Origin of the sequence: Arthrobacter sp. ZGTC212, from assembly GCF_002929255.1 — a bacterium.
In the GTDB taxonomy this organism is placed as follows: Bacteria; Actinomycetota; Actinomycetes; order Actinomycetales; family Micrococcaceae; genus Arthrobacter_B; species Arthrobacter_B sunyaminii.
Genome location: NZ_PJIJ01000003.1, coordinates 710,949 through 737,201 on the forward strand (window position 1 = coordinate 710,949; position 26,253 = coordinate 737,201).

Consider the following 26,253-nt stretch of genomic DNA (forward strand, 5'->3'; position numbering starts at 1 on the left):
GGAGACTCCTCCCACCCGCGTCAGCCTGAATCTTCAGTCCACGTGCCCTAGGGCGCCTGTGCAGAAGCAGAGTTGCCGGGTATGGTCGGCCCCCGGTGGGGGCCAGGCATTGCCTGGCCAACCAACCCGGGAGGTTGCTGCTGATGCGGCACCCGCCGACCCCTCGAGGCCTCCGATTGCGCGTGCAATTGGGGGCCTTCTTCAGTTGCAGGCGGTAGCCGTTTTGAATAAAACAGGAGCTGCAACATTAGCGAGCCAAGAATCAATGATCGAATCCGCGTCCCTGAGGTGCGGCTGGTAGGACCGGCTGGAGAGCAAGTTGGGGTTGTCCGTATCGAAGACGCCCTGCGTCTCGCTGCCGAATCCGACCTGGATCTTGTTGAGGTGGCACCGCAGGCTAAGCCTCCGGTGTGCAAACTAATGGACTTCGGCAAGTACAAGTACGAAGCCGCCGTCAAGGCCCGTGAGGCACGCAAGAACCAGACGAACACCGTCCTGAAGGAAATCCGGTTCCGTCTGAAGATTGACACCCACGACTACGAAACCAAGCGCGGGCACGCGATGCGCTTCCTCGCAGCAGGTGACAAGGTCAAGGCCATGATCCAGTTCCGCGGCCGCGAACAGCAGCGTCCGGAAATGGGCATGAAGCTGCTGAACAAGTTCGCAGCCGACGTCGCCGAGGTGGGTGTGGTTGAGTCCACTCCGCGCATCGACGGCCGCAACATGGTCATGGTTATCGGCCCGCTGAAGAACAAGGCCGAGGCCAAAGCCGAAGCACGCCGTGCAACGCAGCGCGCTGACGCCAAGGCCGCCAACGAGGCCGCCAAGAACGGCGAGGCTCCTGCTCGGGTGGATACTTCCGCCGAGAACAAGGCGCCCCTGACGCAGAGCCTGGCAGATCTTCTGCCGGACGGCCTGCGGCTGGGTTCCTCCGCTGCGGAGGCCGATAAGGCGCGCGCAGAGAAGGAAAAAGCTGACAAGGAAATGGCCGAGAAGCGGGCACAGGCAGCAGTTGAGAAGGCCGCATCCGACGCACGCCGCGCAGCTCAGGCTGCCAAGGCTCCGGCTCCGCAGCCGGCCGCTGAAACGCCGGCAGCTCCGGCCGCACCCGCTGAAGCTAAGCCTGCGGCCGCCCCGAAGCCGGCCGCAGTGCCCAAGCCCACGGCAATGAAGCCTGCACCGAAGCCCGCTGCCCGGCCCAAGCCGGCTGCTGCGCCCAAACCTGCTGGCAAGGCTGCTCCTTCACGGGGTGCAGCAAGCCAGAACAAGCCCGGAACTGCCGAGTAAGTCTCAGCTTTTCCTGCAGGACGTCCCGGCGTCCAGTAACAACCCCTGGCATCTGTAAAGGTGCCCAAAGCCCCGCGGGTCCAGGCCCGCGGAAACCTAAAGGAGATCGGTAGTCATGCCGAAGATGAAGACCCACAGTGGCGCCAAGAAGCGCTTCAAGCTGACCGGAACCGGCAAGCTCAAGCGCCAGCAGGCCAACCGCCGCCACTACCTCGAGCACAAGCCGTCCACGCTGACGCGCCGCCTCGCCAGTGACAAGCTTGTTGCCCCGGCAGATGCCAAGGTCATCAAGAAGATGCTGGGCATCTAGTCTTTCCCCCTCGACAGGCGGCCCGTCCGGGCCGCCGTCACCCCACCAAGCTTTTCCGGGCCTGAGTACCAGGCAAGAGCACCTCGCGGTGCACGGAAGATTTATCTGAAGGAGTACGCACGTGGCACGTGTGAAGCGGGCGGTAAACGCCCACAAGAAGCGCCGGGTTATTCTCGAGCGCGCCAAGGGCTACCGCGGACAGCGTTCACGCCTGGTCCGCAAGGCCAAAGAGCAGCTGCTGCACTCGTTTGTGTACAGCTACGGCGACCGCCGCAAGCGCAAGGGTGACTTCCGCCGCCTGTGGATCCAGCGCATCAATGCTGCATCCCGCGCCAACGGCCTGACCTACAACCGTCTGATCCAGGGCCTGAAGGCCGCTGAGATCCAGGTTGACCGCCGCATGCTGGCCGAACTGGCCGTCAACGACGCCGCCGCGTTCGCCACGCTGGTCCAGATCGCCAAGAACGCTCTGCCGTCCGACACCTCGGCTCCGGCCGTTGCCGCTGCTTCGGCTCCCGCCGCCAAGGCCGCTCCGGCCAAGGCTGCCAAGCCGGCCGCTGCTGTTGCCGACGCTCAGGGTGGCTTCAAGGCTTCCGAGGGCGACGCTCCCGAGGGCTTTGTCATCAAGGGCAACCTGGGCTCCGGCAAGTACCACGTTCCGGGTTCCACCTGGTACGAGCAGACCGTTGCTGAGTACTGGTTCAACTCCGTGGAAGCAGCTAAGGCTGCCGGCCTGGAGCCTGCTGGCGGAGAATCCCGCCAGAAGTTCCAGGGCTAGAAATCGGTTATTAGCCGATCATGAGTATCGATGGGCGCCCGCCGGCTCCGTTAATGTCCAACCCCCGAGCAGATCGGGTCAGGGATGTTGCGAAGCTGGCCGGGCGCCCAGCGCGTTTAAAGACCGGCCGCTTTGTCGCCGAAGGACCGCAGGCCGTCCGCGAGGCGCTGCTGTCCCACCGGGCCGACGTCGAAAGCGGCGGCGCCGGCGTCGTGCTAGAAGTCTTCGCCACCCAAACGTGCCTTGACCGGCTGCCCGAACTGGCGGATCTGGCCGGTGACGTGTCGCTGCGCCTGGCCACGGATGAAGTCATCGGCGCGATGGCCACCACCATCTCCCCGCAGGGCATCGTGGCCGTGTGCCGCATCCAGGACTACGACCTGGATGAAGTACTGGCCTCCGGAGCCCGGCTGATTGCCGTCCTGTGTGAAGTCCGCGACCCCGGAAATGCCGGAACAATCCTCCGCGCCGCTGATTCCGCCGGTGCCGACGCCGTGGTGCTGACGGCCTCAAGCGTGGATATCCACAACCCCAAAGCCGTGCGCTCCACTGCCGGCTCCCTGTTTCACCTGCCGGTGGTTACCGGCGTGGAATTCGATTTCCTCATGTCAGCCTTCCGAGCCCACGGCCTGACCGTTTTGGCAGCGGATGGCTACGGCAGCGTGGACCTTGACCGGCTGCAGGACGAAAGCGCCCTCCGCCGTCTGGCTCCCCAGCAGGCCGGGGCCGACGACGGCGCTGCCGCGGCTTCTGCGGGCCCAGCTCAGCCCCGCCTGGAAAACTCCACGGCCTGGCTGTTTGGCAATGAGGCCCAGGGCCTGTCCGAGGGTCAGCTTGCCGACGCCGATTACCGCGTGGCCGTTCCCGTCTACGGGCGGGCCGAAAGCCTGAACGTGGGAACCGCGGCCACCGTTTGCCTGTACGCTTCGGCGCGTGCGCAAAACCGCTGAACCACTGCCTGAATCCATTGCGTGACTCGAGCCCCGCTGCCGCCGTCAGCAACTGATAAGTACCCTTGCTAACCGCTAAAGTAGCCGCAGGACAAATCCCCGGAGAGCGGGGAGACCATACTTGCGAAGCGGGTTTCCATCATGTCTGCCAGCGGCGGTAATAGGGCGGTGGTTGCGGCACTGTCTGCCAACCTCGTCATTGCGTTCCTGAAGTTCCTTGCGTTCGCCCTGACGCGCTCCTCTTCGATGCTCGCCGAAGCAATCCACTCGGTGGCGGATTCCGGCAACCAGGTTCTCCTTCTGGTGGGCGGCAAGCGTGCCGCCCGCCAGGCCAGCCCGGAACATCCTTTCGGCTACGGCCGCGAGCGGTACATCTACGCATTCATCGTCTCCATAGTCCTGTTTAGTGTGGGCGGCCTGTTTGCCCTATATGAGGCGTACTCCAAGTGGCAGGACCCGCATCCGATCGAGGGACAGTGGTGGTGGGTGCCGCTGGCGGTTTTGGTGGGTGCGATCCTGGCCGAGGGTTTCTCCTTCCGGACAGCCATGCGCGAATCCAACCGGACCCGCGGCAAGAAGTCCTGGATCGACTTTGTCCGCACCGCAAAGGCTCCGGAACTTCCCGTGGTGCTGCTCGAGGACTTCGGTGCACTGCTGGGACTGCTCTTTGCGCTGTTCGGCGTGAGCCTGACCCTCGTCACCGGAAACGGTGTCTGGGATGCCGCCGGAACAGCCATGATCGGACTTTTGCTCGTGGCCATCGCGGCAGTGCTGGCAGTGGAAACCAAATCGCTGCTGCTGGGTGAATCGGCCACCGCAAGCGACGTGCGCCGCATCGAAGAGGCCATAACCGCGGACGGAACCCGGATCATCCACCTCAAGACCCTGCACCTGGGGCCCGAGGAACTGCTGGTGGCCGCGAAAATTTCGGTGGACAAGTGTGAAACGGGTGAGCACATCGCCGAAGCCATTAACGGAGCCGAAAGTCGGATCCGGGAGGCAGTTCCTATTGCCCGGCTGATTTACCTGGAACCGGATGTGTACGTGCAGCGTCAGCCGCAGCAGGCTGCCGGGGATCCTCCCGGTCCAGCCGGCCGCTGATCAGGGCGATGCCCAGTCCCATCAGCGCCAGGACGGCACCGACGACGGCGGGGGAGCGGTAGCCCCAGCCCCAGGCAATGACCAGTCCGCCCAGCAGTGCGCCGAGGGCGTTGGCCATGTTCAAAGCGGAGTGGGTCAGGGATGACGCCAGGGACTGCGCGTCGGGGGACACATCCAGCAGACGCGTCTGCAGCGGCGGAACCAGCATGGAACCGATGACTCCCACCAGGAACACCAGCGCCAGGGCGCCGGCCTTGTACTGAACCAGCCAGGCATACGAGGCCAAAATCACGACCGTGCCGGCCAGGATCCCGTAGATGCTCCGCATCACGCTGCGGTCCGCCAGGCGTCCGCCGGCAATGTTCCCCACCACGTTGCCGAGACCGTAGAGTCCAACGATCAGGGGCAGGAGGTCGGTACTGAAGCGGGCGACATGGGTCATGGTCGGGGAAATATACGCATACACGGCGAAGAACCCGCCGAAGCCCACCGTGCCCACCAACAGGGCCAGCCACACCTGTACCCGCCGCAGGGCTCCCAGTTCGCGGCGGATACTGGCGCCGGGAAGGGTCGCCTGGTGCGGTACGAAGCGCACCATCAGGATGACTGTGAGCAGTCCGATCAGTCCCACGAGGACGAACATCCAGCGCCATCCGGCCTGCTGTCCCAGCCAGGTGGCGAAGGGAACGCCGACGACGTTGGCAATGCTCAGGCCGAGCATCACCATGGAGATGGCCCGTGCGCGGCGCGTGGGGGCGACCAGTGAGGCGGCGATGACGGCGGCGACGCCAAAGAAGGCTCCGTGCGGAAGCCCGGAAACAAAGCGGGTGACCAGGAGCCACTGGTAGTCGGGAGCAAAAAACGAGGACAGGTTTCCGACGGCAAAGAGCATCATCAGCCCCACGGCCAGCTTTTTACGGGGCATGCGTGCGCCCAGTGCTGCGAGGACGGGGGCACCGACCACCACGCCCAGGGCGTAAGCAGAAATGACGTGGCCGCCGGCAGGCACGGAAATGCCCAGATCGGTGACCATTTCCTGCAGCAGGCCCATGATCGCGAACTCGGTGGTGCCGATGGCAAAACCGCCAACCGCGAGGGCGAAGACGGCATGGGAAGCCCGCTTGGCATTGAGTGCGGGTGCTAGAGACATGGAACTCTTTCGGAAAGGATGCGGTTGAGCGGATGGACGGCGCCCGGGTGCGTGGACCGAAACAAAGAATGCGGGGAAGGACGCGCAGGGCCCCGGGTTGATGATCTCCGGGAGCTGGGCGGTTCACCGCAACAGCGCTGTCAGGACAAGCTTAGTCCAGGCGGCCCGTAGACTCTTTCCGTGTCTATTTCCGAATTGAAGCAAGTTGTTGGTGCCGCGCTCGTGGACAGCTTGGCTGCCCCCACGAAACTGCTGGCCGCCCGGCGCACCGCACCCGAACAGTACGCGGGCATGTGGGAATTCCCCGGCGGCAAGGTGGAACCCGGGGAGACCTGCGAGGAAGGGCTGCACCGGGAACTGCATGAAGAGCTCGGTGTCCGGGTTCGGCTCGGCGCCGAGGTGCCGGGACCGGGCATCCAGGGGTGGCCGCTGAACGCGAAGGCTGCCATGCGGGTGTGGCTTGCCGAGGTCACCGAGGGAATCCCGGCCCCGCTCGAGGATCACGATGAGCTGCGGTGGGTGGCCCTTGATCCCCGGGAATTGAAGTCTCTTTCCTGGATCCCTGCTGACCTTCCGATTGTCGAAGCCATGCTGGACACTGCCCTCCGACCGTAAGGCAACAGGTAAGAACCGCGCAGCAGCCCAGAACAGCAGCAGACCCAGAAACAGCGGCAGACTCAGAACAGCGTTTCGGAAGCCGTGCCCGCATGCGCCAGGCCGTCAGCGGCCGGGGACGTTCCCATGATGCGGGTTGGCTTCTCCGGGCGGGCACCCGCGTTGCTCCGGGACGGCAGAAATTGGGCCCGCGAGGTGAAGCCGTGCTTCTTCTTGAAGAACTGCACCCGGCCGGCGAGCCACTGCCGGTATTCCTTGGAGGCATAGGTTCCGCCTCCGTAAAGCCGGGCGTACTTGCCGGACAAATGCGGGTAGTCACGGGCAATGAACGCGAGAAACCACTCCCGGGCTCCGGGCCGAAGATGCAGCGCTCCAGCAGTAACTCCGGTGGCTCCGGCAGCGGCCAATGCACCAAAGAGGGCGTCAAGGGACTCATCCCCGTCGGTCAGCCAGGGCAGGATGGGCATGGCCATGACGGAACAGGGAAGCCCTGCCTCGCGGAGCCTGCTGATCAGTTCCAGGCGTGCTTTGGGTGCAGGAGTGCCCGGCTCCACACGGTGCGCCAACTCCGGATCCAGCAGGGCCAGGGAAATGCCCATGCCAATCTCGGTGTCCTGTCCGGCACTTTTCAGCAGGGGAATGTCCCTGGCCAGCAGGGTGCCCTTGGTCAGGATGGAAAACGGTGTGCCGGAGGCCGCCAGCGCCTTGATAATGTCCGGCATCAGCCGATACCGGCCCTCAGCCCGCTGATAGGGATCGGTGTTGGTCCCCATGGCCACGTGCTCGTGCTGCCAGGACGGACGTGCCAGTTCCCGGCGCAGGACCTCGGCAATGTTGGTCTTGACAACGAGCTGGCTGTCGAAGTCCAAACCGCTGTCCAAATCAAGGTAGGTGTGTGTCTTCCGCGCAAAGCAGTAGACGCAGGCGTGGCTGCAGCCCCGGTAGGGATTGATGGTCCACCCAAAAGGCATGCCTGAAGTCTTGCCGACTTTATTGAGGGCTGATTTGGAAATCACCTCATGGAAAGTGATGCCGGCAAATTCCGGGGTCTTAACGCTGCGGACCACGCCCTGCAGGGCCAACAGGGCGTCCTGCGAGCCCGCCGCCTTGGGCTCCTGCGCTTCCCATCTCATGACCACCATTAGAACACATGTTCTAAATGCGGAGAAGATGGTCAGCGGTAACCGCCGTCTGCCAGACCGGCGAGCCGCTCGAAGACGTTGCCCGACGCAGGATCCCCGGTCCGCAGCACGGACAGGCCTGCGGCGGCAAAGTACAGGGGCAGGAACGCCAGCCCGAGGCCCGCATATTGGCTGGCATGCCGTGCCTCATGCCGCAGCAGGGGAGCAGGACCGTCCGGGCCGGGCGAAAGGAGCCGGGCCGCGCGAGGGCGGTACAGGATCACATTGCCAACCGTGAAGGCGGCAGCCTTTGGAAGCGGCCAGGTCCAGCCGCCAGCCAGCAGCAATCCGTCCGGCCCGGGTTTCACCGCACAGTGGCCCGCACGGGCGAGGAGCAGCCCGGCCGGTGTGGTCAGGTTGATGATGTTCAGTAGCTGGCGCAGGTTCACCCTGCCAGTGTAGGAGCGGCGCCGGCCCACGGGTACGGGGCGGGATGTCATCTAGCCGTCACCCCGGGGAGCCGTGCCCCGGTTCGCAGGCCGGGTTGGTTAGACTGGAAGCTACGGGCATTTTCGCTTGCTGTCATACAACCAAAGCCCATCAAAACGTCCATCAACAGGGCCGGAAATAGGTAAGAACTGTACATGTCGAACTCCATACCGGGGACGAACTCCCCAGACACCGTCCCCGAACCCCCCAACCCGCTGGATGAAGCAGCAGTTGCCGCCGCCGTCGATGCGGCGCTCGCAGCCATTGCCGCCGCAGCGGATCTGGATGCTCTCAAAGACGTCCGCATCGCCGTCGCCGGCGACAAGTCGCCGCTGAGCCTGGCCAACCGCACCATCGGTTCCCTTCCCAAGGACCAGAAGTCCGCCGCCGGCAAGCTCGTGGGCCCCGCCCGCGGACGCATCAACGCCGCGCTCGCCGCCCGCACCGTGGAGCTGGAGGCAGAGCGCGACGCGCGGATCCTGGTTGAGGAGGCGGTGGACGTCACCGCAGCTCCGCGCCGCCGCCGCATGGGTGGCCGCCACCCGCTGTCCACCCTGCAGGACCGCGTCATCGACGTATTTGTGGGCATGGGCTGGGAAATCGCTGAAGGCCCCGAAGTGGAATCCGAGTGGTTCAACTTCGACGCACTGAACTTCAAGCCGGACCACCCGGCCCGCGAAATGCAGGACACGTTCTTCGTGGAGCCGCCCGAAGCCCACCTGGTGATGCGCACGCACACCTCGCCGGTGCAGGTCCGCTCCATGCTCGAGCGCGAGCTGCCCATTTACGTCCTGTGCCCGGGCAAGGTGTTCCGCACGGATGAACTCGATGCCACGCACACCCCCGTGTTCCACCAGTTCGAGGGCCTGGCCATCGACAAGGGCCTCACCATGGCGGACCTCGTGGGTACGCTGGAGCACTTCACCCGCGTGCTGTTCGGCGACGAAGCCAAGGTGCGCCTGCGCCCGAACTACTTCCCCTTCACCGAGCCCAGCGCCGAGCTGGACATTTGGCACCCCGGCGCCAAGGGCGGCCCGCGCTGGATCGAGTGGGGCGGCTGCGGCATGGTCAATCCGAACGTGCTGCGCGCGGCCGGCATTGATCCCGAGGTCTATTCAGGTTTTGCCTTCGGCATGGGTATTGAGCGCGCACTGATGTTCCGCAACGAAGTGGGGGACATGCGCGACATGATCGAGGGCGATGTACGTTTCAGCGAACACTTCGGGATGGAGATCTAAGTGAGAATCCCACTTTCCTGGCTGCGCGAGTATGCCCAGGTTCCGGCGGACGCAACCGCCGAAGACGTCATGGCCGAACTGGTCAAGGTAGGCCTGGAGGAAGAGGACGTCCACCGTCCCACCGACGAGCTGTCCGGCCCCATTGTTGTGGGCCAGGTCCTCTCCATGGAGCCCGAGCCCCAGAAGAACGGCAAGACCATCAACTGGTGCACCGTCCGCGTGGTGCCCGAGGGCGCCGAGCAGACGCTCACAGGTGACGGCATTGACCCCTCCGGAGTGCAGGGCATCGTTTGCGGTGCGCACAACTTCACGGTGGGTGACAAAGTGGTGGTCACCCTTCCCGGTGCCGTGCTGCCCGGAGACTTCCGGATCAGCCCGCGCAAGACCTACGGCCACGTGTCCGCCGGCATGATCGCCTCGGTGCGCGAACTGGGCATCGGCGATGACCACGACGGCATCCTGGTCCTTTCCCGGCTGGGGCTGGACCCCGAGATCGGCACCGACGCCATGGACCTGCTGGGCCTGTATGACGAGGCCGCAGAAATCAACGTCACCCCTGACCGCGGCTACGTGTTCTCCATCCGCGGCGCCGCCCGCGAATACGCCCACGCCACCGGAACGAAGTTCACGGACCCGGCTGCCGCCGTCGTCGTCCCCGAAGCCGACGGCAAGGGTTACGGCGTGCGGCTGGAAGACCAGGCTCCCATCTACGGCAAGGCCGGCTGTGACCGCTTTGTGGCCCGGACCGTCCGCGGCGTGGATCCCACCCGCCCGACTCCGCCGTGGATGTCCTCGCGGCTGCGCCTGGCCGGGATGCGCTCAATCTCGCTGATCGTGGATATTTCCAACTACGTGATGCTGGAACTGGGCCAGCCCCTGCACTTCTATGACCTGGACAAGCTTTCCGGGGACATTGTGGTGCGCCGGGCAACTCCGGGGGAGACGCTGAAGACCCTGGATGAGAAGGTCCGCACGCTGGATCCCGAGGATCTGCTCATCACCGACGATTCCGGTGCCATTGGCATCGCCGGCGTGATGGGCGGTGCGGAAACCGAAGTGTCCGATGCCACGCAGAACGTCCTGATCGAGGCCGCGCACTTCGAGGAAGTCAGCATTGGCCGCTCCCGCCGCCGGCACCGCCTGCCTTCCGAGGCGTCCAAGCGCTTTGAGCGCGGCGTGGACTGGAACATCGCCGACATTGCCGCGCAGCGTGCCGTGGACCTGCTGACCGAACTGGCCGGCGGCACAGTCGACGCATCAGTGACCGACGTCGGCACGGCCCCGGAGGCCAAGGCCATTGACCTGCCGGCAGACTTCGCCTCCAAGCTGATCGGTTACGACTTCAGCGAGGACCAGATCACCGGAACGCTGACCGATCTGGGTGCCGCAGTGGCGAAGACGGCTGGCGGTTACTCCGTGACGCCGCCGAGCTGGCGCCCCGACCTGGAGACGCGCGAGGACCTTACCGAGGAAATCATCCGCCTGGTGGGCTACGAGAACATTCCGTCCACCCTGCCCACGGCTCCTCCCGGCCGGGGACTGACCCGGATCCAGCAGCAGCGCCGCCGCCTGCAGCAGGCCCTGGCTGCTTCCGGACTGACAGAGGTGCTGTCCTATCCGTTCGTCACGGAAGAGGACAACAACACCTTCGGAACGCCCGACGCCGGCACCTCGCCGGCCGCGGTTAAGCTGGCGAACCCGCTCAGTGCCGAGTTTGGCTACCTGCGCACCTCGGTGCTGCCGGGACTGTTCGAGGTCGCCAAGCGCAACCTTTCCCGCGGTTTCCGCGATCTGGCCCTGTTTGAGTCCGGGTCGGTCTTCCTGCCCGGGGAGCAGCTGGGAACGGCGTCCATTCCTCCGCTGGGCGTCCGCCCGTCGGAGGAAGTCCTGGACTCCCTGTATGAAGGCGTTCCGGATCAGCCGCTGCACATTGGCGTGCTGTTCACCGGCCACGAGTCACAGCCCGGCGCCGGTTTCACCCCGCGCGCCTGGGACTGGGCCGACGCCGTGGATACCGCCCGCCTGATGGGCGACGTGCTGGGCGTGGAACTGGTGGTGAGCCAGGGCGAGCATCAGGCCTTCCATCCCGGACGCACCGCCAAGCTGTCCCTGCGCAGCGGCGAAACTGTTGGTTACGCCGGCGAGCTGCATCCCAAGCTGCTGGCCGCGCGTGACATGCCGGCCCGTACGGTGGCGCTGGAGCTCGACGCCGATGCCCTGTTCGACGCCGCGCCCGAGGTGATTGTGGCCCGTGCGATTTCCTCGTTCCCGGCCACCACCCAGGACGTGGCACTGGTGGTGGAAGCCTCCATTCCCGCCGAGACTGTCTTGGAGACCTTGCGCGAAGGCGCCGGGGAACTGCTGGAGGACATCGCGCTGTTCGATGTCTACTCGGGCAAGGGAATTGAAGAGGGGCACAAGTCCCTAGCCTTCGCTCTGCGCTTCCGTGCTCCGGACCGGACCCTGACTGCTGATGAGGCGTCGGAGTCCCGGGCCGCCGCCGTCGCGCTGGCTGCCGAGCGGTTTGGTGCCGTCCAGCGCTAACAGCTGTGGTGCACTGAAGGGTCCTGCCGGGTTTCGGCGGGGCCCTTCGCCGTTTCGATGCCCTCAGCGGCCGCCCTTGGCGAGGTAGTCCGCGCCGTCATAGTGGACGTGGAGGGTGTTGATGAGCCCAGCCCCGTCGAAGGTGAAAAACTCCGCAAACCGCACGTTTCCGCCAGGCATTGCGGCATCGTAAAGTACTGCCGACGATGACTCGTCGTGAACCTCCCGGAGAATGTCGAGGCCTTCCACAGTTGCGATGAAGCCGCTGACTCCCTGCAGGAAGCTCTCAGTGGCATCCGGACGGTGGCCGGCCATGGCGCCGGTGAAGTCAAGCCGCTCGGACAATAGAGGGCGCAGGGTGCTTCCGTCGCCATAGGCCTCCGGCCCCTCTGACAGGATGCGGTAATACTCGCGCAGTGCCGGCGGTGCCGAGGGGGAGAGATTTCCGTCCATGATTACTACTTCCTTATCTGGGTGCAGGCGGCCCGTCCGATCCGCCACTCACGTTTTCCGGGGTCAGCCTAAGTGTGGCAGCGCAGGGCGGGTCACGAACAGGGATCCGGGAGTATCTCCTTGAGGGAAATGCCGCTCAGCAGGAGGACCTGGTCGGCCCAAGATCCAGCGGTTTCAGCATGGAGGACAGCCCGATCCGCCGGGACTCGGCGCAAAAGTTCAGCGGCCCTTGATATTCGACGTGCAGAACGGCCTTTCCCTCGTCGGCAAAGGGCTTGTACGCCTCACATTCCCCGTACCGAAAACACTCCTCATTGACGGCAAAATCAAAGTCATCCGCCAGTTCGGGAATCTGGTCGATGTCGTTCTTCAAGCCCACCGATAATCCGCGGGCATGGGCCAGTTCTGCAACGGACCGGTTGTAGGCCAACTGGTCATCCGCCGTCAGCGGGAAGCCCGTCTCATTGACATAGCCGTCAACATTGTCGGGTTCCACGGCATCGAATCCCTTCGCCCCGCAGGTATCCATTCGTGCTGCCATGATCGGCAGGAGAACGTCCGTCCGGCGGATGTCCAGCCACCGCTCATCCGGCCAGCCGTCCAAAGTGTTCCCCAGGACCGTTTCCGGGAACTGTCCTGCATCGGCCCGGAAGTCCTCCCAGGAACCAACCGACAAATAGCAGATTGAGTGCCTGCCGTTTTCCTTTAGGGTGTCAATGTCCGTCTGCGTTGCTGTCTCGTAGTCGACGTCATACACGTCGGCGTCCACCGTGAGGTCCAGCGCGCCGCTCAGCTGCCACTGCCAGCTGTCTACGGGAGACGGGGTCCACCGCACAGACACTGGCTCCGCCCGCGCTTCCGGGATGACCTCGGCGGCGCCGTCAGGGGCAGGTGCGCAGGCGCCCAGTGAGAACGGGAGGAACGCGGCGCAGGCCACCGCGGCAACGCGCGCTTTGTACCGCAGATGTCTTTTCACGGACTCACCCTCTCAGCGGACAAACGGGCGGAGACAGCGGTGGAGGTTCCCAGCCACGGGTTGGGCAGGGTCCGGTCGGTGGCAAAAACGTATCCCGCGCCGTGACTTCCTGCAGCAAGGCGGACGGCCTCGATCTCACCGGGGCCGCAGCCGTACACCAAATGCCACAGCTGGGACGGCGGTATGCTGCGGGCCCAGTCTGGTTGGCGAAAATCCGCGTAGGCCTCTGCTGTGCCCTCAAAGACAGCGGTGACATCGAACAGACTCAGATGTGCCTGAGAGGGAAACCTGCCGGGGTTTGCGGCCAGGAAGGTGATTCCTGCGGCTCGAGCGGCGGCAGCGTATTGAGCGCACCGCGCAAGGCTTGACGGATGGGAAGGAAGCTCGTCGAGCATGATTCCGTCGAGACGGTACAACCTTTGCCAAGTCTCAATGTCCCGGGCAACGTCCGCCACCGGCCGGTTTCCGTAATCCACCCGCACGTACCCAAGCAGGCGTATGCACGGCCGCAGTGCCGCCACAGCGTCAGGATAGTACTCGTCGTCGTCGCGCCCCGGCCCGTTGTGGACATTGAGAATGGCAAACGAAACCCTTCCGTGCTGAGCGGCCAACCAACTCCATTCCTGCGGAGCAACAGCCGGATGGACGTACCAGGGAATGGCGGTCCGTGCTTTCTTCACGCGTACGTCCTCGGATCGGACACACGGCTCAGCAGCACGCCGATCCCGGCTACCAGGAACGCCGCGGCTACGAGGATGCCGGCTGTATTTCCTGCTGCAATCCAGGCCTCCGCGGAAAAGAAAGCGGCACCGGCAAAAACTACTCCGCCGCCAGGCAGCCCAAAGGCGGCCAGCGTGGTGGACGTAGTGGCCAGGGAGCTGAAGGCCGCCGCCACCAGCACGGTGGTGGCAACTCGGGTGTCCTCGACCAGGAAGACGACCACAAGGGTAGATACAGAAGCGGAGATGACTACTATCGCTGCGGACATTGTCATGGTGAGCGACCGTGCGTTCCGGGCTGCGTGCCGCAGAAGCGGCGTGCGGTTGGAGGACCAGACGAGTCGCTGCCGCATGAGCACCAGGGCCGGATCCGTGGCTGCCGCGGCGACGACTGTGGCTACGACAAGCGCTGTTCCCTCCCAGTCCGGCAGGCGGGTCAGAGCCAATGACAGGGCCGCGGCAAGAAAGGAGGCCTGGGCGGCCGGCGCGACAGCAGCGCTCCAGCCTCCGCGTCCGAACAAGCGCCGATCGCTGCTGGTTCGCAGGTGCCTCACCAGCACAACGGTGACCGACGCCAGCACCAGGACTGCCACGGACACAACAACGGCCGTGGCAGTGCGGTGGTTCAGGATCAGCGCCAGGGCAACAATTGGAACGGCAAGCCCCAGGATCGTTAACAACAACCGGGAGCTGCCGAGGATTACAAGCATGGAGACGACGCAGGAGTACCAGCACCAGGCCATGAGGAGGCCCGCCCAGCCTTGGTCATGGCCGGGAAAGACCGTGGAAACCGCTAAATAACAGGCCAGGGCCAGGATGACCAGGATGGTTGCACCGGTCCCGCGGGCGACCCCGCGGTTCACCTGCCCGGCACCGGCCTGTGCCCAAACGATGCCCGAGATGGACTGACCGATAATCCAAGCGCCGATTCCTGCGATGAGGACTTCCCGGGTGCTGGCGGCCATGACTGTGGCAGTGAGACCGCCGAGAAAAGCACCCAGGATCAGGACTATGCCTCGCCGGACGGCCTCAAACAGTGCGTCCCGGGACACCCAGGATTCCTGGTTGCCTGCACTCCGGATCACTGTGCGCACCTGGACAAGGGATTGGGCGTAGTCGAACACGTCCCTGGCTCCATGCCACCTGCGGGCGGTGCGGTCGGTGACGCCGGAGGACTCCAGCCTGGCGGTAATCTCGTACACGTCAACCGCGTCGAAACCGGCCTGATCGTTCGAGAACGCCGCCACCGGCCTCCCTGCTCCGGGCACAGCAACACTGTCAGCGCTCATGCCGACACCCTCAGCGCCACTGCGTCCAGCGGTGTTGCGTCATGGAGCGCGGTCGTTTTCGTCGGGAACGAGCCGGTCGGCGCCGACGCCAAAATGGCAGTGCCTTGCTTCGGTTTCAGCAGCCTTCCGGTACGGGCGGCCAGGTAGGCCTCCCGGTACCGTGTCAGGCACCGCTCCAACGTGAACTCGGAAAGCGCCCGTCGCCGTGCTGCGGCGCCCATGGCGGCCCGGCGCCTCGGATCGGTCAACAGGGAGACACAGGCATCAGCAAACGCAGCGTGGTCCCGGGCGGCAACAAGCATGCCTGTGGACTCGTGCTCGTCAAGGCATTCTCCTACGCCTCCAACATCGGTGTTGACCGTTGCGCGACCGCACATCATCGCTTCGATCAGAGTGAACGGCAGCCCTTCCGAAATACTCGACAGCGCTACCACGTGACCGGCCTCAATGGCCGGCCGGCTGCCTTTGCTGGGGCCTTCCCAATGAACTGCCTCTGCCACACCGAGAGCCCGCGTCAGGGCAACCAGCAGCTCCTTGTAGGCTGCGTTTTCTTTGGGAGTTGGACCGAAAATGCGCAGTTGGGCATTAGGCACCCGTTCACGAACCAGCGCAAAAGCGGATATCAGCGTTTCCAGGTCCTTCAGGGGATCGATCCGGCCCACAAAGCTGATGGTTGGAAGGTCCGGCTCGGAAGTGACGGGCAGGAAGGTCAACGGGTCAACTCCGTTGGGAATGGTGTAGATGCGCTCCGGAAGCGCTCCGAGCCGGCGCTCCCAGCGGGCATTGAACTGGTTCACGGGAAGGACCATGTGTGCGCGCACGTTCACGACTTGGCACAGCCGCCGCAGGAACGCGGTGACCGCGCGTCGCACCGGCCAGGACAAATGAGCGCCGTAGAGCGCCAGATAGCGCTCACGCAGGTATACCCCGTGCTCAGTCAACAGGATGGGTGTCCCGTGCCGCCATGACTGCGCTAGCGCAAGCAGGGATGAGGGACCGTTACTGGAGGCATGGACCACATTCACCTTTCCCAGCCGGTGATCGAGGAGGGCAAGGGCACGGTCCACGATGCTGGCAGCCATGACGGCGTCCGCGACCGAGATGGGAGGTTCGCCGACGCTGACCAGATGCCGGGTCCATGCAGCAATGATTGCTGCCACGGAGCCACGGGTTGCGAGGGAGCGAGCCAATCCAATCCGGTCGCTGATGCCCACGAGGTGCTGCAGGGCGTTGGCGGTCCTCCCCACGGGATCCTGCCTTTCGGATCCAAGCGCGGCGTCCCACAACCGCTCAAGTTCATATTGGGTGGACTCAATCCAGTAGCGGCGCCGGGGGGTGGGACGAAGCTGAGAAGGGGAGGGTCCCCAGACCGGAATCAGTCGAACCGATCGAACATTGGGGGGCACCACCCATACGGGCTTTTCGGCTCCGCTGCCCGTCAGGGCGACCACGTCAAAGTCGTGCTCCGGAAGTCCGGTCAGGAGCTGGTCACACCACGTACTTACGCCGCCTGTGACGACAGGGTAGGTTCCTTCGGTGATAAGGGCTATTTTCATGTGATTGCCCCTTCGGACAGGTACAGGGGCCGAGACTCCAGCGGGTTTCCCTTTTGAAACAAGACCGGCATGCACAGCATTTAAGACTCTCTTACGGATTGGCGATATCTGCTCCCATGGCCAGTGCCTGCGGTGGATATCGATCCCAGTAAATGTCATGCCGGTGCAGCAATCGAGAGTAACGCCTACGTGCCGGGTACCCGAGGGCATACCCGGAGGTGCCCTCCAGCGAGGAATATTCCGAGGTTTTCCATCGGCTGTGGGCATGACTCTCAGGAGAACGAATTGTGCTCCCGGCCGTTTCCCCCGCCTGGGCCCACATCGATGACTTCGCGCAGAAAGGCGACGTGGCCGTCGAAGGCTGCCTGGCCTTCGACGGTGAGTTCAGCCCAGGTGTGCGTTCTTCCCGCCAGGCCCGGTCCCTTGAGTAACTGCACGTAACCTGCCTGTTCCAGTTGTTTCAAGTGTTTGCTCAAGGTTGGGTCGCTCACCTGCAGGGTGTCTCGAAGCAGGGCAAATTCCGTGCTTCCCAGGCGCGCGAGCATCCCGCAGATCCGCAGTCTGACCGGTCCGTGGACAACCTCATCAAAGCGAGCGGCAGCTGGCATCAGGCGCCCTCGGTAATGGACCGGACCAGCGCCCGTTCCATGCGCAGACCGAGCACCAGGCTGCCGGCGAAGCTCAGCAGGACAGCGACGCCCAGCAGGACGGGGGAATCGGCCGGCTTTACTGCAAACATGCCCAGCAGCACCGCCACGGACACTAATCCTGCCTGCTTCAGGCCGACCAGCAGGGAGCCACGGTAGGCCCACGGATCTGCGCGGGTGCCGGTAATGATCGGGCGGAGCACCCCCAGCAGCACAAGAAACACTGCAGATACCGCGAATCCCATGGCTTCCCAGCGGCCCAGCCCGAAAGACATGACAAAGCCGGCAACACAAAGGGATTGAACGCAGACATACCAGAACGGGGCTGCGGAGCACCTGCCGGCAACGGCACCGTCGGCCCGGAGCGTGTCGAGGTGTTGTTTCGCGGTCCGTGGGTCGATGCTGGGAGTTTCCATGCCGGCAACTCTAGAGTTGCCGATATGGAAAGTCCATGGTTGTCCGAGAGGAAAATCCTCCGGGGCGGCTGGATGCCCGCCGATGCGGCTACGGAATCAGCAGCACCTTGCCGGTGGTCTTCCGCCCCTCGAGGTCCTCCTGGGCGCGGGCTGCTTCAGCGAGCGGATACGTTCCGCCGATGCGCACGTTCAGCGTTCCTTCACGAACCATTTCAAACAGGTCATGGGCACGCCACTGCCGTTCTTCGCGTGTGAGCAGATAGTCGCCAATGGTAGGACGGGTGAGGTAGAGGGAACCGCCGGAATTCAGCTTCTGGATGTCGAAGGGCGGCACCTGTCCCGAGGCTCCGCCGAACAGGACCAGCATGCCGCGCTTGCGCAGGCTCGCCAGTGAACCCTCGAACGTTGCCTTGCCCACGCCGTCGTACACCACGTCCACACCCACGCCGTCCGTCAGGTGACGGACTTCCTCGGCGAAGCCCTCGTAGCCCAGCGCATGGTCGGCACCCGCCGAGCGTGCCAGCTCGCGCTTCTCGTCGGTGGACGCCGTGGTGATGATCCTTGCGCCCTTGGCCTTGAGCAGCTGGATCAGCAGGAGGCCAACGCCTCCGGCGCCCGCATGCGTGAGGACGGTCTGGCCCTCTTCCACCGGAAAGGCGGAGTTGCACAGGTAATGTGCGGTCATGCCCTGCATGGGCAGGGCCGCCGCCGTCTCGTCGCTGACACCGTCAGGGACCGGCAGCGCCTTGTCCGCCTCCAGGATCATGTACTCCGAGTAGGTGCCGCCGCCTTCAGCGGTGGCAACCCGCGCCCCTTCCCGAAAGTCCTCAACATCGCGGCCTGTCGCCACTACGGTGCCGGCAGCCTCCACGCCGGGAATGAACGGGTACTCCATGGGATACACGCCACTGCGCTTGTAGGTGTCGATGAAGTTCACGCCGGCGGCGGCCACGCGCACCAGCAGTTCCTTGGGTCCCGGCTGGGGGAGGTCCACGTCTTCGACACGCAGGATTTCCGGCCCGCCGGGGGCGGGTACCACAATAGCTTTATGCATGGAATGTCTCTTCCGTCACGGCTTCGGTGTTGCTGCCATCGTAGGGCAGCATCGACCCCGGCGCACGGCTTCGTCTGTTGGGGCGCCGGCGTCACGCAGCATCGGGGCATGCGTCATGAATGTATAAATATGAAGGTTCCTGCATAAATCTGCTGTAGGGTAAAACCATGACGATTTCAGTTGCTGTCTCAGGAGCCTCGGGGTACGCCGGCGGCGAGGTCCTGCGCCTGCTGGCCGGGCATCCCTCCGTCACCATTGGCGCTATCACCGCGCACAGCAACGCCGGATCCCGTCTGGGCGAACTCCAGCCGCACCTGCATGCGCTCGCAGACCGTGTCCTGGTGGACACCACTGTGGAGAACCTGGCCGGACACGACGTCGTCTTCCTGGCGCTCCCGCACGGTGCCAGCGCCGCCATTGCGGCCCAGCTCGATCCTTCCGTCCTCGTGATCGACGCCGGTGCAGACCACCGCCTGGAAGATCCCCTGGCGTGGGAGAAGTTCTACGGCTCTCCGCATGCCGGTTCGTGGCCGTACGGGCTGCCGGAACTGCCCGGTCACCGTGACCGCCTCAAGGGCGCCAACCGCATTGCGGTTCCGGGATGCTATCCCACCTCCTCGCTGCTGGCGCTGACCCCGGGCTTCTCTGCCGGGCTGCTGGAGCCCGACGACGTAGTCATCGTTGCTGCTTCCGGAACCTCCGGCGCGGGCAAAGCGGCCAAGCCGCACCTGTTGGGTTCGGAAGTGATGGGCGGTATGAGTCCCTACGGAGTGGGCGGCGGTCACCGCCACACTCCGGAGATTGAGCAGGGCCTCTCGGCTGTGGCCGGTGAGAGCGTGGCCGTGTCCTTCACCCCCACGCTGGCACCGATGGCCCGCGGCATTCTCACCACGGCCACGGCGAAGGTCCGGCCCGGCGTCACCCCGGAACAGCTTCGGGCAGCATGGCAGGAAGCGTACGGCCGCGAACACTTTGTCCGGCTGCTGCCCGAGGGCCAGTGGCCGGCCACCAAGATGGTGGTGGGTTCCAACTACGCCGCCCTGCAGCTGGCCTACGACGCGCATGCCAACCGGGTGATTGTCACCTGCGTGATCGACAACCTGAACAAAGGCACCGCAGGCGGAGCGGTGCAGTCCATGAACATTGCCCTTGGCCTTGAAGAGACCGCCGGCCTGATGACGCAGGGAGTTGCCCCGTAATGAGCACCACTGAAAACAGTATTGAAGCAGCCAGCACTGTCAACGAAACCGCTGTCACGACCGGCGTCACTGCCCCGGCCGGCTTCCGCGCCGCCGGCATCACCGCCGGACTGAAGCTGTCCGGCGGCCGTGACATGGCCCTTGTGGTCAATGACGGTCCGTCCAAGGCCGCAGCCGCCGTCTTCACCCGCAACCGGGTGGCTGCAGCGCCGGTGCACTGGTCCCGTCAGGTGCTCACGGACGGCCGCACCGATGCCGTGATTCTCAACTCCGGCGGCGCCAACGCCTGCACCGGACCCCAGGGCTTTCAGAACACGCACGCCACCGCCGAGAAGACGGCCGAGGTCCTGGGCATCTCCGCCTCGGACGTGGTGGTCTGCTCCACCGGGCTTATCGGTGAGCAGCTGCCCATGGAGAAAATCCTCCCCGGTGTGGAGGCCGCCGCTCAGGCGTTGGCGGCCGACGGCGGTGCTTCCGCCGCCGAGGCGATCATGACCACCGACACCGTCGCCAAGCAGGCAGTGTTCACCGGCAGCGGCTACACCATCGGCGGCATGGCCAAGGGGGCCGGCATGCTGGCTCCGGGGCTGGCAACCATGCTCGTGGTGCTGACCACCGACGCGCAGCTGCCGGCTGCCGCCCTGGACACGGCGCTGCGCGCAGCCACTGCCGTCACGTTTGACCGCACCGACTCGGACGGCTGCATGTCCACCAATGACACCGTGGTGCTGATGGCTTCCGGCGCTGCCGGCACCGTCCCGGACCAGGCAGAATTCACCGCAGGCCTCACCGAGGTCTGCCATTCTTTGGCCCAGCAGCTGATCACCGATGCCGAGGGCGCCAGCCACGACATCGCTGTGACCACGCTCAACGCCGCCACCGTGGCCGACGCCGAAACAGCCTCCCGTGCCGTCACCCGCTCCAACCTCTTCAAGACGGCCATCTTCGGCAATGACCCCAACTGGGGGCGTGTCCTTTCCGCCGTGGGAACCACCGATGCCGCGTTTGAGCCGGACCGGATCAACGTGACGATCAACGGAGTGCAGGTGTGCCGCAACGGGGGAATCGGAGACTCCCGTGACCTGGTGGATCTGACCGGCCGCAAGGTGACGGTGGAAATTGATCTCAACGCCGGCACGGAAAGCGCCACCATCTGGACCAATGACCTGACCACGGACTACGTCCACGAAAACTCGGCCTACAGCAGCTGATCGGGGACTGACATGAGCACAACAGCAGAAGTTCGGGAACAACTGGCCGCCCAGGACAAGGCCGCCACCCTCATCGAAGCGCTGCCGTGGATCCAGCGGTTTGCCGGCAGCATCATGGTGATCAAGTACGGCGGCAACGCCATGGTCAACGATGACCTGCGCCGCGCCTTCGCCGAGGACATCGTTTTTCTGCACCACGTCGGAGTGCGTCCGGTGGTGGTGCACGGCGGCGGCCCGCAGATCAATTCCCTGTTGGAACGCCTGGGCATCAAGTCCGAATTCAAGGGCGGACTGCGTGTGACCACCCCCGAAGCCATGGACGCCGTCCGCATGGTGCTCACCGGCCAGGTGGGCCGCGAGCTGGTAGGCATGATCAACGCGCACGGCCCGTACGCCGTCGGACTCTCCGGCGAAGACGCCGGGCTGTTGCAGGCAACACGCATCGGAACCGTAATCGACGGCCAGGAAGTGGACCTGGGCCAGGTCGGCGAGGTGACCGGAGTCAATCCCGGCGCCATCGTTGACCTGCTCGAAGCCGGACGCATTCCGGTCATTTCCACGGTGGCTCCCGAGGTTGACGCCGACGGCGGGCTCACCAGCGCGGTGTTGAACGTGAACGCGGATACTGCCGCCGCCGCCCTGGCCGTGGCACTTGGTGCTTCACGTCTGGTGGTGCTGACCGATGTTGAGGGACTGTACTCGAATTGGCCGGACAAGACCTCCCTGATTTCCGCGCTGACCGCGGGGGAGCTGCGCGACATGCTGCCCTCCCTGGAAGCCGGCATGATTCCGAAGATGCAGGCCTGCCTCACGGCGGTTGACGGCGGGGTGGACCGGGCAGCGGTGGTGGACGGCCGGATGGCCCATTCCATGCTGCTGGAGGTTTTCACCACCGCCGGCATTGGCACCCAGGTTGTTCCGGAGGAGCAGGCATGAGCGACGTTTCCCAGATCCAGACACAGATCCAGACGAACCCCAGCGCCGCGGAAACCGTCCTCGACGGGCTCACGGGGTCATCGGAGGACTGGCTGCAGCGTTACGGCTCCTCGCTGATGGGGGTCTTCGGCACCCCGCAGCGGGTACTCGTCCGCGGCAGCGGGTGCACCGTCTGGGACGCCGACGGCAAGCCCTACCTGGACCTGCTCGGCGGCATTGCCGTCAACGCACTCGGCCATGCCCATCCGTTCCTGACCTCGGTGATCAGCAGCCAGCTCGCCACGCTGGGCCATGTCTCCAACTTCTTCACCAGCCCCACACAGGTGGCTCTGGCGGAAAAGCTGCTCCAGCTTTCCGGGGCTCCCGTTGGTTCCAAGGTCTTCTTTGCCAACTCCGGCACCGAAGCCAACGAGGCGGCGTTCAAGCTGGCCCGGCGCAATACCGGAACGGCGGCCGACGGCAACCCGCAGCGCACCCGCATCATCGCGCTGGAGGGCGCATTCCACGGCCGGACCCTCGGGGCGCTGGCTCTGACGGCCAAGAAGGCTTACCGGGCGCCGTTCGAACCGCTGCCCGGGGGAGTGGAGCACATTGCCTTCGGCGACGTCGAGGCCCTGCGCGCTGCAGTGGATGACACCGTGGCCGCCGTCTTCGTCGAGCCCATCCAGGGCGAAGCCGGTGTGGTTCCGCTGCCCGCCGGATACCTGCAGGCAGCCCGCGACATCACTTCAGCTGCAGGCGCCCTGCTGATCGTGGACGAAGTCCAGACCGGCATCGGCCGCACCGGAGCGTGGTTTGCCTCCGAAGGGGTTCTGCCGGACGCCATGACCCTGGCCAAGGGTCTGGGCGGCGGTTTCCCCGTCGGCGCACTGATCACCTTCGGCGAAAGCGTGTCCTCGCTGCTGACCGCCGGCCAGCACGGCACCACCTTTGGCGGCAACCCCGTGGCCACCGCCGCCTCGCTGGCTACGCTGCACGTGATTGAATCCACCGGGCTCCTGGAGCAGGTGCAACAGACCGGCGAGCACCTGCGGACGGCGGTGGCAACCGTTCCCGGCGTCACCGAAGTCCGGGGGGCGGGCCTGCTCATCGGCTTCGACCTGGCCGACGAGATTGCACCGGCCGCCGTGACAGCTGCCCTGGAGGCCGGATTCATCATTAACGCCACCGGGCCGCGGACCCTGCGCCTGGCGCCGCCGCTGATCCTGACCGCGGCACAGGCCGATTCCTTTGTTGATGCACTGCCGGGAATCCTGGCCGCCGCCCGTGCCGCCCAGGACACCTCAGCCGCCGTCACCGGACCAGCATCTGCCACCGGACCAGCTACAACTAACGGACAGGCTGCAACTAACGGGCAAGCCCCTGCCCCCGCAACAACCGAAGGAAAATCATGACCCGCCATTTCCTGGTCGACACCGACCTCACCCAGGCCGAGCAGACCGAGGTGCTGGACCTGGCTGACCTGTTGAAGAAGGACCGCTACAAATACCAGCCCTATGCCGGCGAATCCACCGGCCGGCAGACGGTCGCCGTGATCTTCGACAAGACCTCCACCCGCACCCGGGTTTCCTTTGCTGCGGGCATTTCCGACCTGGGCGGTGTTCCGCTCATCATCGGTGCCGGGGAGTCCCAGCTCGGGCACAAGGAAAGCGTCACGGACACCACCAAGGTGCTGGAACGCATGGTGTCCACCATCGTCTGGCGCACCTACGCGCAGTCCGGGCTCGAAGAAATGGCTGCGGCTTCGCGGGTTCCGGTAATCAACGCGCTCTCGGATGACTACCACCCGTGCCAGCTGCTGGCTGACCTCATGACCATCCGTGAGCACAAGGGCACCCTCGCCGGCCTCACCCTGACTTATCTGGGGGACTGCGCCAACAACATGGCCAACTCCTACCTGCTGGCATGCGTCACTGCGGGAATGCACGTCCGGGTCGCCGGTCCGATCGGCTACCTGCCGGATCCGCTGATTGTTGACGCCGCTGCCGCACGTGCCGAAGAAACCGGCGGATCGGTGATGATCACCACCGATCCCGCCGAAGCACTGGCCGGAGCCGACGTCGTCGCCACCGACACCTGGGTCTCCATGGGCCAGGAGGACGAAAAGGCGGCCCGTTCCGAGCTGTTCCGCAGCTTCGCCGTGGACGCCGCAGCGATGGCGCAGGCAGCGGACGACGCCGTCGTCCTGCACTGCCTGCCCGCCTACCGCGGCTACGAAATCTCTGCCGACGTCATCGATGGCCCGCAGTCGCTGGTCTGGGATGAAGCAGAGAACCGCCTGCACGCGCAGAAAGCGCTCATGGTGTGGCTGATGGCGCGCTCGGGCCTGACCGGAGTTCCGGAGGGTCAGGCAGTTTCCGGGGGTGCAGCATGAGCATGCCGGCAACCAAGACTGCACGCCAGGCCCGCATCCGCACGCTGCTGACCAGCCGGTCGGTCCGGTCCCAGGCGGAGCTCGCTGCGCTGCTCGCGGACGACGGCGTCCAGGTCACCCAGGCCACGCTGTCCCGGGACCTGGTGGAGCTGGGCGCGGTGCGGATGCGCGGCAACGAGGGGGTGCTGGTATACGCGGTGCCTTCCGAGGGAGGACAGCGGGCGCCGCAGTCGGGGGTTTCAGCGGAAGTCCTGGATGCCCGCCTGGCCCGATTGTGCGGGGAACTGCTGGTCACGGCGGAGGCCTCGGGCAACATTGTGGTGCTGCGGACTCCTCCGGGCGCCGCGAACTTCCTGGCCCTGGCCATCGACCATTCAGTGTTGCCGTCCATTCTGGGCACCATTGCCGGTGACGATACGGTGGTAATGGTCACCCGCGAGCCCGACGGCGGCGCCGACGTGGCGGCGCGCTTCCTGCGAATCGCGGACGAGGCCACCGCCAACGGGCAGGCCCCGGACAGCCGCATCCTGTGACGCCGGTTTCGGCAGGCACCGGACCCAACAACTTTCATCTACTTTCATCGACAGGCAGCCGTCTACGGCTGCGCACAACGCAAGAGGAGCATATTTCGTGAGCGAACGCATTGTATTGGCCTACTCCGGAGGCCTTGATACTTCGGTGGCCATCGGCTGGATCGCCGAAGCAACCGGTGCTGAGGTTATCGCCGTGGCCGTGGACGTCGGACAGGGCGGCGAATCCCTGGAAACCATCCGCCAGCGCGCCCTGGCCTGCGGCGCCGTCGAAGCCTACGTTGCAGATGCCCGGGACGAATTCGCTTCCGAGTACTGCATGCCGGCGCTGAAGGCCAACGGCCTGTACATGGATTCCTACCCGCTGGTCTCCGCCCTGTCGCGTCCGGTCATCGTGAAGCACCTTGTCGCTGCCGCCCGTGAGTTCGGCGCCACCACCGTGTCCCACGGCTGCACCGGCAAGGGCAACGACCAGGTCCGCTTTGAAGTCGGCATCCAGACCCTGGGCCCGGACCTGAAGTGCATCGCCCCGGTCCGCGACCTGGCCCTGACCCGTGACAAGGCCATCGCCTTTGCCGAGGAAAAGAACCTGCCGATCGTCACCACCAAGAAGAACCCGTTCTCCATCGACGCCAACGTCTGGGGACGCGCCGTGGAAACCGGCTTCCTGGAAGACATCTGGAACGGCCCCACCCCGGACGTGTACGAGTACACCTCCGATCCCGCTGCCGGCCTTCCCGCCGACGAAGTGGTCATCACCTTCAAGGAAGGCGTTCCGGTGGCGATCGACGGCAAGCCCGTCACGCCGCTGCAGGCCATCGAAGAAATGAACCGCCGTGCCGGCGCCCAGGGCATCGGCCGCATCGACATTGTCGAAGACCGCCTTGTCGGTATCAAGAGCCGCGAAATCTATGAAGCTCCGGGTGCCATGGCCCTCATGCAGGCACACCGCGAACTGGAAAACGTCACGGTGGAGCGCGAGCAGGCCCGGTTCAAGAAGACCGTTGGCCAGCGCTGGACCGAGCTGGTCTACGACGGCCAGTGGTTCTCCCCGCTGAAGAAGTCCCTGGACGCCTTTGTCGAGGACACCCAGAAGTACGTCTCCGGCGACATCCGCATGAACATGCAGGGTGGCCGTGCAGTGGTAACCGGACGCCGTTCCGACTCCTCGCTGTATGACTTCAACCTGGCCACCTACGACACCGGTGACAGCTTTGACCAGTCCATGGCCCGCGGCTTCATTGAGCTGTTCGGCATGTCCTCCAAGGTGGCCTCCGGCCGCGACCAGCGTTTGGCAGAAGGTAAGTAGG

Annotated in this window: 26 protein-coding genes; 15 read left to right on the top strand and 11 right to left on the bottom strand. The window is 65.0% G+C overall.

What is annotated here, in order from left to right:
- Positions 1-288 precede the first annotated feature (288 nt).
- The 5 genes from infC (at position 289) to CXQ89_RS15455 (ending at position 4,426) form a co-directional block, all read left to right on the top strand.
- Positions 289-1,287: a translation initiation factor IF-3 gene (gene infC, locus CXQ89_RS15435; RefSeq protein ID WP_374952992.1), complete on the top strand. Its 999-nt coding sequence runs from the start codon at positions 289-291 to the stop codon at positions 1,285-1,287.
- Between the two features lie 115 nt (positions 1,288-1,402).
- Positions 1,403-1,597 (top strand): 50S ribosomal protein L35, encoded by a 195-nt coding sequence (rpmI, locus tag CXQ89_RS15440; RefSeq protein ID WP_104055427.1) that lies wholly within the window; start codon positions 1,403-1,405, stop codon positions 1,595-1,597.
- Positions 1,598-1,718: 121 nt separating this feature from the next.
- Positions 1,719-2,375: a 50S ribosomal protein L20 gene (rplT, locus tag CXQ89_RS15445; RefSeq protein ID WP_104161866.1), complete on the top strand. Its 657-nt coding sequence runs from the start codon at positions 1,719-1,721 to the stop codon at positions 2,373-2,375.
- Positions 2,376-2,395: 20 nt separating this feature from the next.
- Positions 2,396-3,325, top strand: coding sequence for an RNA methyltransferase (locus CXQ89_RS15450; RefSeq protein WP_104161867.1), 930 nt, complete (start codon positions 2,396-2,398; stop codon positions 3,323-3,325).
- 141 nt (positions 3,326-3,466) lie between these two features.
- The gene (locus CXQ89_RS15455; RefSeq protein WP_104161868.1) at positions 3,467-4,426 is read left to right on the top strand and encodes a cation diffusion facilitator family transporter; all 960 of its coding nucleotides are present in this window, start codon (positions 3,467-3,469) and stop codon (positions 4,424-4,426) included.
- Here the strand turns inward: CXQ89_RS15455 and CXQ89_RS15460 are convergent.
- The gene (locus CXQ89_RS15460) at positions 4,332-5,576 is read right to left on the bottom strand and encodes an MFS transporter (RefSeq protein WP_104161869.1); all 1,245 of its coding nucleotides are present in this window, start codon (positions 5,574-5,576) and stop codon (positions 4,332-4,334) included. The genes CXQ89_RS15455 and CXQ89_RS15460 overlap by 95 nt on opposite strands.
- Before the next feature lie 186 nt (positions 5,577-5,762).
- On the opposite strand from CXQ89_RS15460, the gene CXQ89_RS15465 reads away from it, so the two are divergent.
- Positions 5,763-6,191 (top strand): (deoxy)nucleoside triphosphate pyrophosphohydrolase, encoded by a 429-nt coding sequence (locus CXQ89_RS15465; RefSeq protein ID WP_104055598.1) that lies wholly within the window; start codon positions 5,763-5,765, stop codon positions 6,189-6,191.
- 62 nt (positions 6,192-6,253) lie between these two features.
- Here the strand turns inward: CXQ89_RS15465 and CXQ89_RS15470 are convergent, their stop codons facing one another.
- Positions 6,254-7,324: an Rv2578c family radical SAM protein gene (locus CXQ89_RS15470; protein ID WP_104161945.1), complete on the bottom strand. Its 1,071-nt coding sequence runs from the start codon at positions 7,322-7,324 to the stop codon at positions 6,254-6,256.
- Positions 7,325-7,365: 41 nt separating this feature from the next.
- A complete protein-coding gene (locus tag CXQ89_RS15475) occupies positions 7,366-7,761 on the bottom strand; it encodes a hypothetical protein (RefSeq protein ID WP_308471690.1) in 396 nt (131 codons plus the stop codon).
- Positions 7,762-7,956: 195 nt separating this feature from the next.
- Here CXQ89_RS15475 and pheS point away from each other — a divergent pair, with 195 nt between their 5' ends.
- Together pheS and pheT are read left to right on the top strand one after the other, a co-directional pair.
- On the top strand, positions 7,957-9,039 hold the full coding sequence (pheS, locus tag CXQ89_RS15480) for a phenylalanine--tRNA ligase subunit alpha (RefSeq protein ID WP_104161870.1): 1,083 nt from the start codon (positions 7,957-7,959) through the stop codon (positions 9,037-9,039).
- Positions 9,040-11,583 (top strand): phenylalanine--tRNA ligase subunit beta, encoded by a 2,544-nt coding sequence (gene pheT, locus CXQ89_RS15485; protein ID WP_104161871.1) that lies wholly within the window; start codon positions 9,040-9,042, stop codon positions 11,581-11,583. It begins immediately after the preceding gene.
- 63 nt (positions 11,584-11,646) lie between these two features.
- On the opposite strand, the gene CXQ89_RS15490 is transcribed toward pheT, so the two are convergent.
- From CXQ89_RS15490 to CXQ89_RS15525, 8 genes are all read right to left on the bottom strand, one after another.
- On the bottom strand, positions 11,647-12,036 hold the full coding sequence (locus CXQ89_RS15490) for a hypothetical protein (RefSeq protein ID WP_104161872.1): 390 nt from the start codon (positions 12,034-12,036) through the stop codon (positions 11,647-11,649).
- Between the two features lie 136 nt (positions 12,037-12,172).
- Positions 12,173-13,012, bottom strand: a complete 840-nt coding sequence (locus CXQ89_RS15495; protein ID WP_104161873.1) for an endo alpha-1,4 polygalactosaminidase — start codon at positions 13,010-13,012, stop codon at positions 12,173-12,175.
- Positions 13,009-13,692, bottom strand: a complete 684-nt coding sequence (locus CXQ89_RS15500) for a spherulation-specific family 4 protein (protein WP_181032388.1) — start codon at positions 13,690-13,692, stop codon at positions 13,009-13,011. The genes CXQ89_RS15495 and CXQ89_RS15500 overlap by 4 nt, the downstream gene beginning before the upstream one ends.
- On the bottom strand, positions 13,689-15,020 hold the full coding sequence (locus CXQ89_RS18460; RefSeq protein ID WP_181032389.1) for a hypothetical protein: 1,332 nt from the start codon (positions 15,018-15,020) through the stop codon (positions 13,689-13,691). The genes CXQ89_RS15500 and CXQ89_RS18460 overlap by 4 nt, the downstream gene beginning before the upstream one ends.
- The gene (gene pelF, locus CXQ89_RS15510; protein WP_181032390.1) at positions 15,017-16,576 is read right to left on the bottom strand and encodes a GT4 family glycosyltransferase PelF; all 1,560 of its coding nucleotides are present in this window, start codon (positions 16,574-16,576) and stop codon (positions 15,017-15,019) included. Before pelF ends, CXQ89_RS18460 begins: the two co-directional genes overlap by 4 nt.
- Positions 16,577-16,848: 272 nt before the next feature.
- Positions 16,849-17,184: a transcriptional regulator gene (locus CXQ89_RS15515; protein ID WP_104161876.1), complete on the bottom strand. Its 336-nt coding sequence runs from the start codon at positions 17,182-17,184 to the stop codon at positions 16,849-16,851.
- The gene (locus tag CXQ89_RS15520) at positions 17,184-17,639 is read right to left on the bottom strand and encodes a hypothetical protein (protein ID WP_104161877.1); all 456 of its coding nucleotides are present in this window, start codon (positions 17,637-17,639) and stop codon (positions 17,184-17,186) included. The genes CXQ89_RS15515 and CXQ89_RS15520 overlap by 1 nt, the downstream gene beginning before the upstream one ends.
- Positions 17,640-17,727: 88 nt before the next feature.
- Positions 17,728-18,693: a quinone oxidoreductase gene (locus tag CXQ89_RS15525; protein WP_104055437.1), complete on the bottom strand. Its 966-nt coding sequence runs from the start codon at positions 18,691-18,693 to the stop codon at positions 17,728-17,730.
- A gap of 167 nt (positions 18,694-18,860) precedes the next feature.
- On the opposite strand from CXQ89_RS15525, the gene argC reads away from it, so the two are divergent.
- From argC to CXQ89_RS15560, 7 genes are all read left to right on the top strand, one after another.
- Positions 18,861-19,892 (top strand): N-acetyl-gamma-glutamyl-phosphate reductase, encoded by a 1,032-nt coding sequence (gene argC, locus CXQ89_RS15530; RefSeq protein WP_104161878.1) that lies wholly within the window; start codon positions 18,861-18,863, stop codon positions 19,890-19,892.
- A complete protein-coding gene (argJ, locus tag CXQ89_RS15535; RefSeq protein ID WP_104161879.1) occupies positions 19,892-21,103 on the top strand; it encodes a bifunctional glutamate N-acetyltransferase/amino-acid acetyltransferase ArgJ in 1,212 nt (403 codons plus the stop codon). Before argC ends, argJ begins: the two co-directional genes overlap by 1 nt.
- A 12-nt stretch (positions 21,104-21,115) precedes the next feature.
- Positions 21,116-22,039 (top strand): acetylglutamate kinase, encoded by a 924-nt coding sequence (argB, locus tag CXQ89_RS15540; protein WP_104055440.1) that lies wholly within the window; start codon positions 21,116-21,118, stop codon positions 22,037-22,039.
- A complete protein-coding gene (locus tag CXQ89_RS15545) occupies positions 22,036-23,433 on the top strand; it encodes an acetylornithine transaminase (RefSeq protein ID WP_104161880.1) in 1,398 nt (465 codons plus the stop codon). Before argB ends, CXQ89_RS15545 begins: the two co-directional genes overlap by 4 nt.
- Positions 23,430-24,413: an ornithine carbamoyltransferase gene (gene argF, locus CXQ89_RS15550; RefSeq protein WP_104161881.1), complete on the top strand. Its 984-nt coding sequence runs from the start codon at positions 23,430-23,432 to the stop codon at positions 24,411-24,413. Before CXQ89_RS15545 ends, argF begins: the two co-directional genes overlap by 4 nt.
- Complete coding sequence (locus tag CXQ89_RS15555; RefSeq protein ID WP_104055443.1) at positions 24,410-24,946, top strand: arginine repressor; 537 nt, start codon at positions 24,410-24,412, stop codon at positions 24,944-24,946. Before argF ends, CXQ89_RS15555 begins: the two co-directional genes overlap by 4 nt.
- Positions 24,947-25,043: 97 nt before the next feature.
- The gene (locus tag CXQ89_RS15560; protein ID WP_104161882.1) at positions 25,044-26,252 is read left to right on the top strand and encodes an argininosuccinate synthase; all 1,209 of its coding nucleotides are present in this window, start codon (positions 25,044-25,046) and stop codon (positions 26,250-26,252) included.
- The last annotated feature ends 1 nt before the right edge of the window (position 26,253 follow it).

Excerpts from the sequence above, each read along its gene's own strand:
- rpmI (WP_104055427.1), top strand. The coding sequence starts at position 1,403 with ATGCCGAAGATGAAGACCCACAGTGGCGCCAAGAAGCGCTTCAAGCTG.
- CXQ89_RS15450 (WP_104161867.1), top strand. The coding sequence starts at position 2,396 with ATGAGTATCGATGGGCGCCCGCCGGCTCCGTTAATGTCCAACCCCCGA.
- CXQ89_RS15455 (WP_104161868.1), top strand. The coding sequence starts at position 3,467 with ATGTCTGCCAGCGGCGGTAATAGGGCGGTGGTTGCGGCACTGTCTGCC.
- CXQ89_RS15460 (WP_104161869.1), bottom strand. The coding sequence starts at position 5,576 with ATGTCTCTAGCACCCGCACTCAATGCCAAGCGGGCTTCCCATGCCGTC.
- CXQ89_RS15470 (WP_104161945.1), bottom strand. The coding sequence starts at position 7,324 with ATGAGATGGGAAGCGCAGGAGCCCAAGGCGGCGGGCTCGCAGGACGCC.
- pheS (WP_104161870.1), top strand. The coding sequence starts at position 7,957 with ATGTCGAACTCCATACCGGGGACGAACTCCCCAGACACCGTCCCCGAA.
- CXQ89_RS15490 (WP_104161872.1), bottom strand. The coding sequence starts at position 12,036 with ATGGACGGAAATCTCTCCCCCTCGGCACCGCCGGCACTGCGCGAGTAT.
- CXQ89_RS18460 (WP_181032389.1), bottom strand. The coding sequence starts at position 15,020 with ATGAGCGCTGACAGTGTTGCTGTGCCCGGAGCAGGGAGGCCGGTGGCG.
- pelF (WP_181032390.1), bottom strand. The coding sequence starts at position 16,576 with ATGAAAATAGCCCTTATCACCGAAGGAACCTACCCTGTCGTCACAGGC.
- CXQ89_RS15515 (WP_104161876.1), bottom strand. The coding sequence starts at position 17,184 with ATGCCAGCTGCCGCTCGCTTTGATGAGGTTGTCCACGGACCGGTCAGA.
- CXQ89_RS15520 (WP_104161877.1), bottom strand. The coding sequence starts at position 17,639 with ATGGAAACTCCCAGCATCGACCCACGGACCGCGAAACAACACCTCGAC.
- CXQ89_RS15525 (WP_104055437.1), bottom strand. The coding sequence starts at position 18,693 with ATGCATAAAGCTATTGTGGTACCCGCCCCCGGCGGGCCGGAAATCCTG.
- argC (WP_104161878.1), top strand. The coding sequence starts at position 18,861 with ATGACGATTTCAGTTGCTGTCTCAGGAGCCTCGGGGTACGCCGGCGGC.
- argJ (WP_104161879.1), top strand. The coding sequence starts at position 19,892 with ATGAGCACCACTGAAAACAGTATTGAAGCAGCCAGCACTGTCAACGAA.
- argB (WP_104055440.1), top strand. The coding sequence starts at position 21,116 with ATGAGCACAACAGCAGAAGTTCGGGAACAACTGGCCGCCCAGGACAAG.
- CXQ89_RS15545 (WP_104161880.1), top strand. The coding sequence starts at position 22,036 with ATGAGCGACGTTTCCCAGATCCAGACACAGATCCAGACGAACCCCAGC.
- argF (WP_104161881.1), top strand. The coding sequence starts at position 23,430 with ATGACCCGCCATTTCCTGGTCGACACCGACCTCACCCAGGCCGAGCAG.
- CXQ89_RS15555 (WP_104055443.1), top strand. The coding sequence starts at position 24,410 with ATGAGCATGCCGGCAACCAAGACTGCACGCCAGGCCCGCATCCGCACG.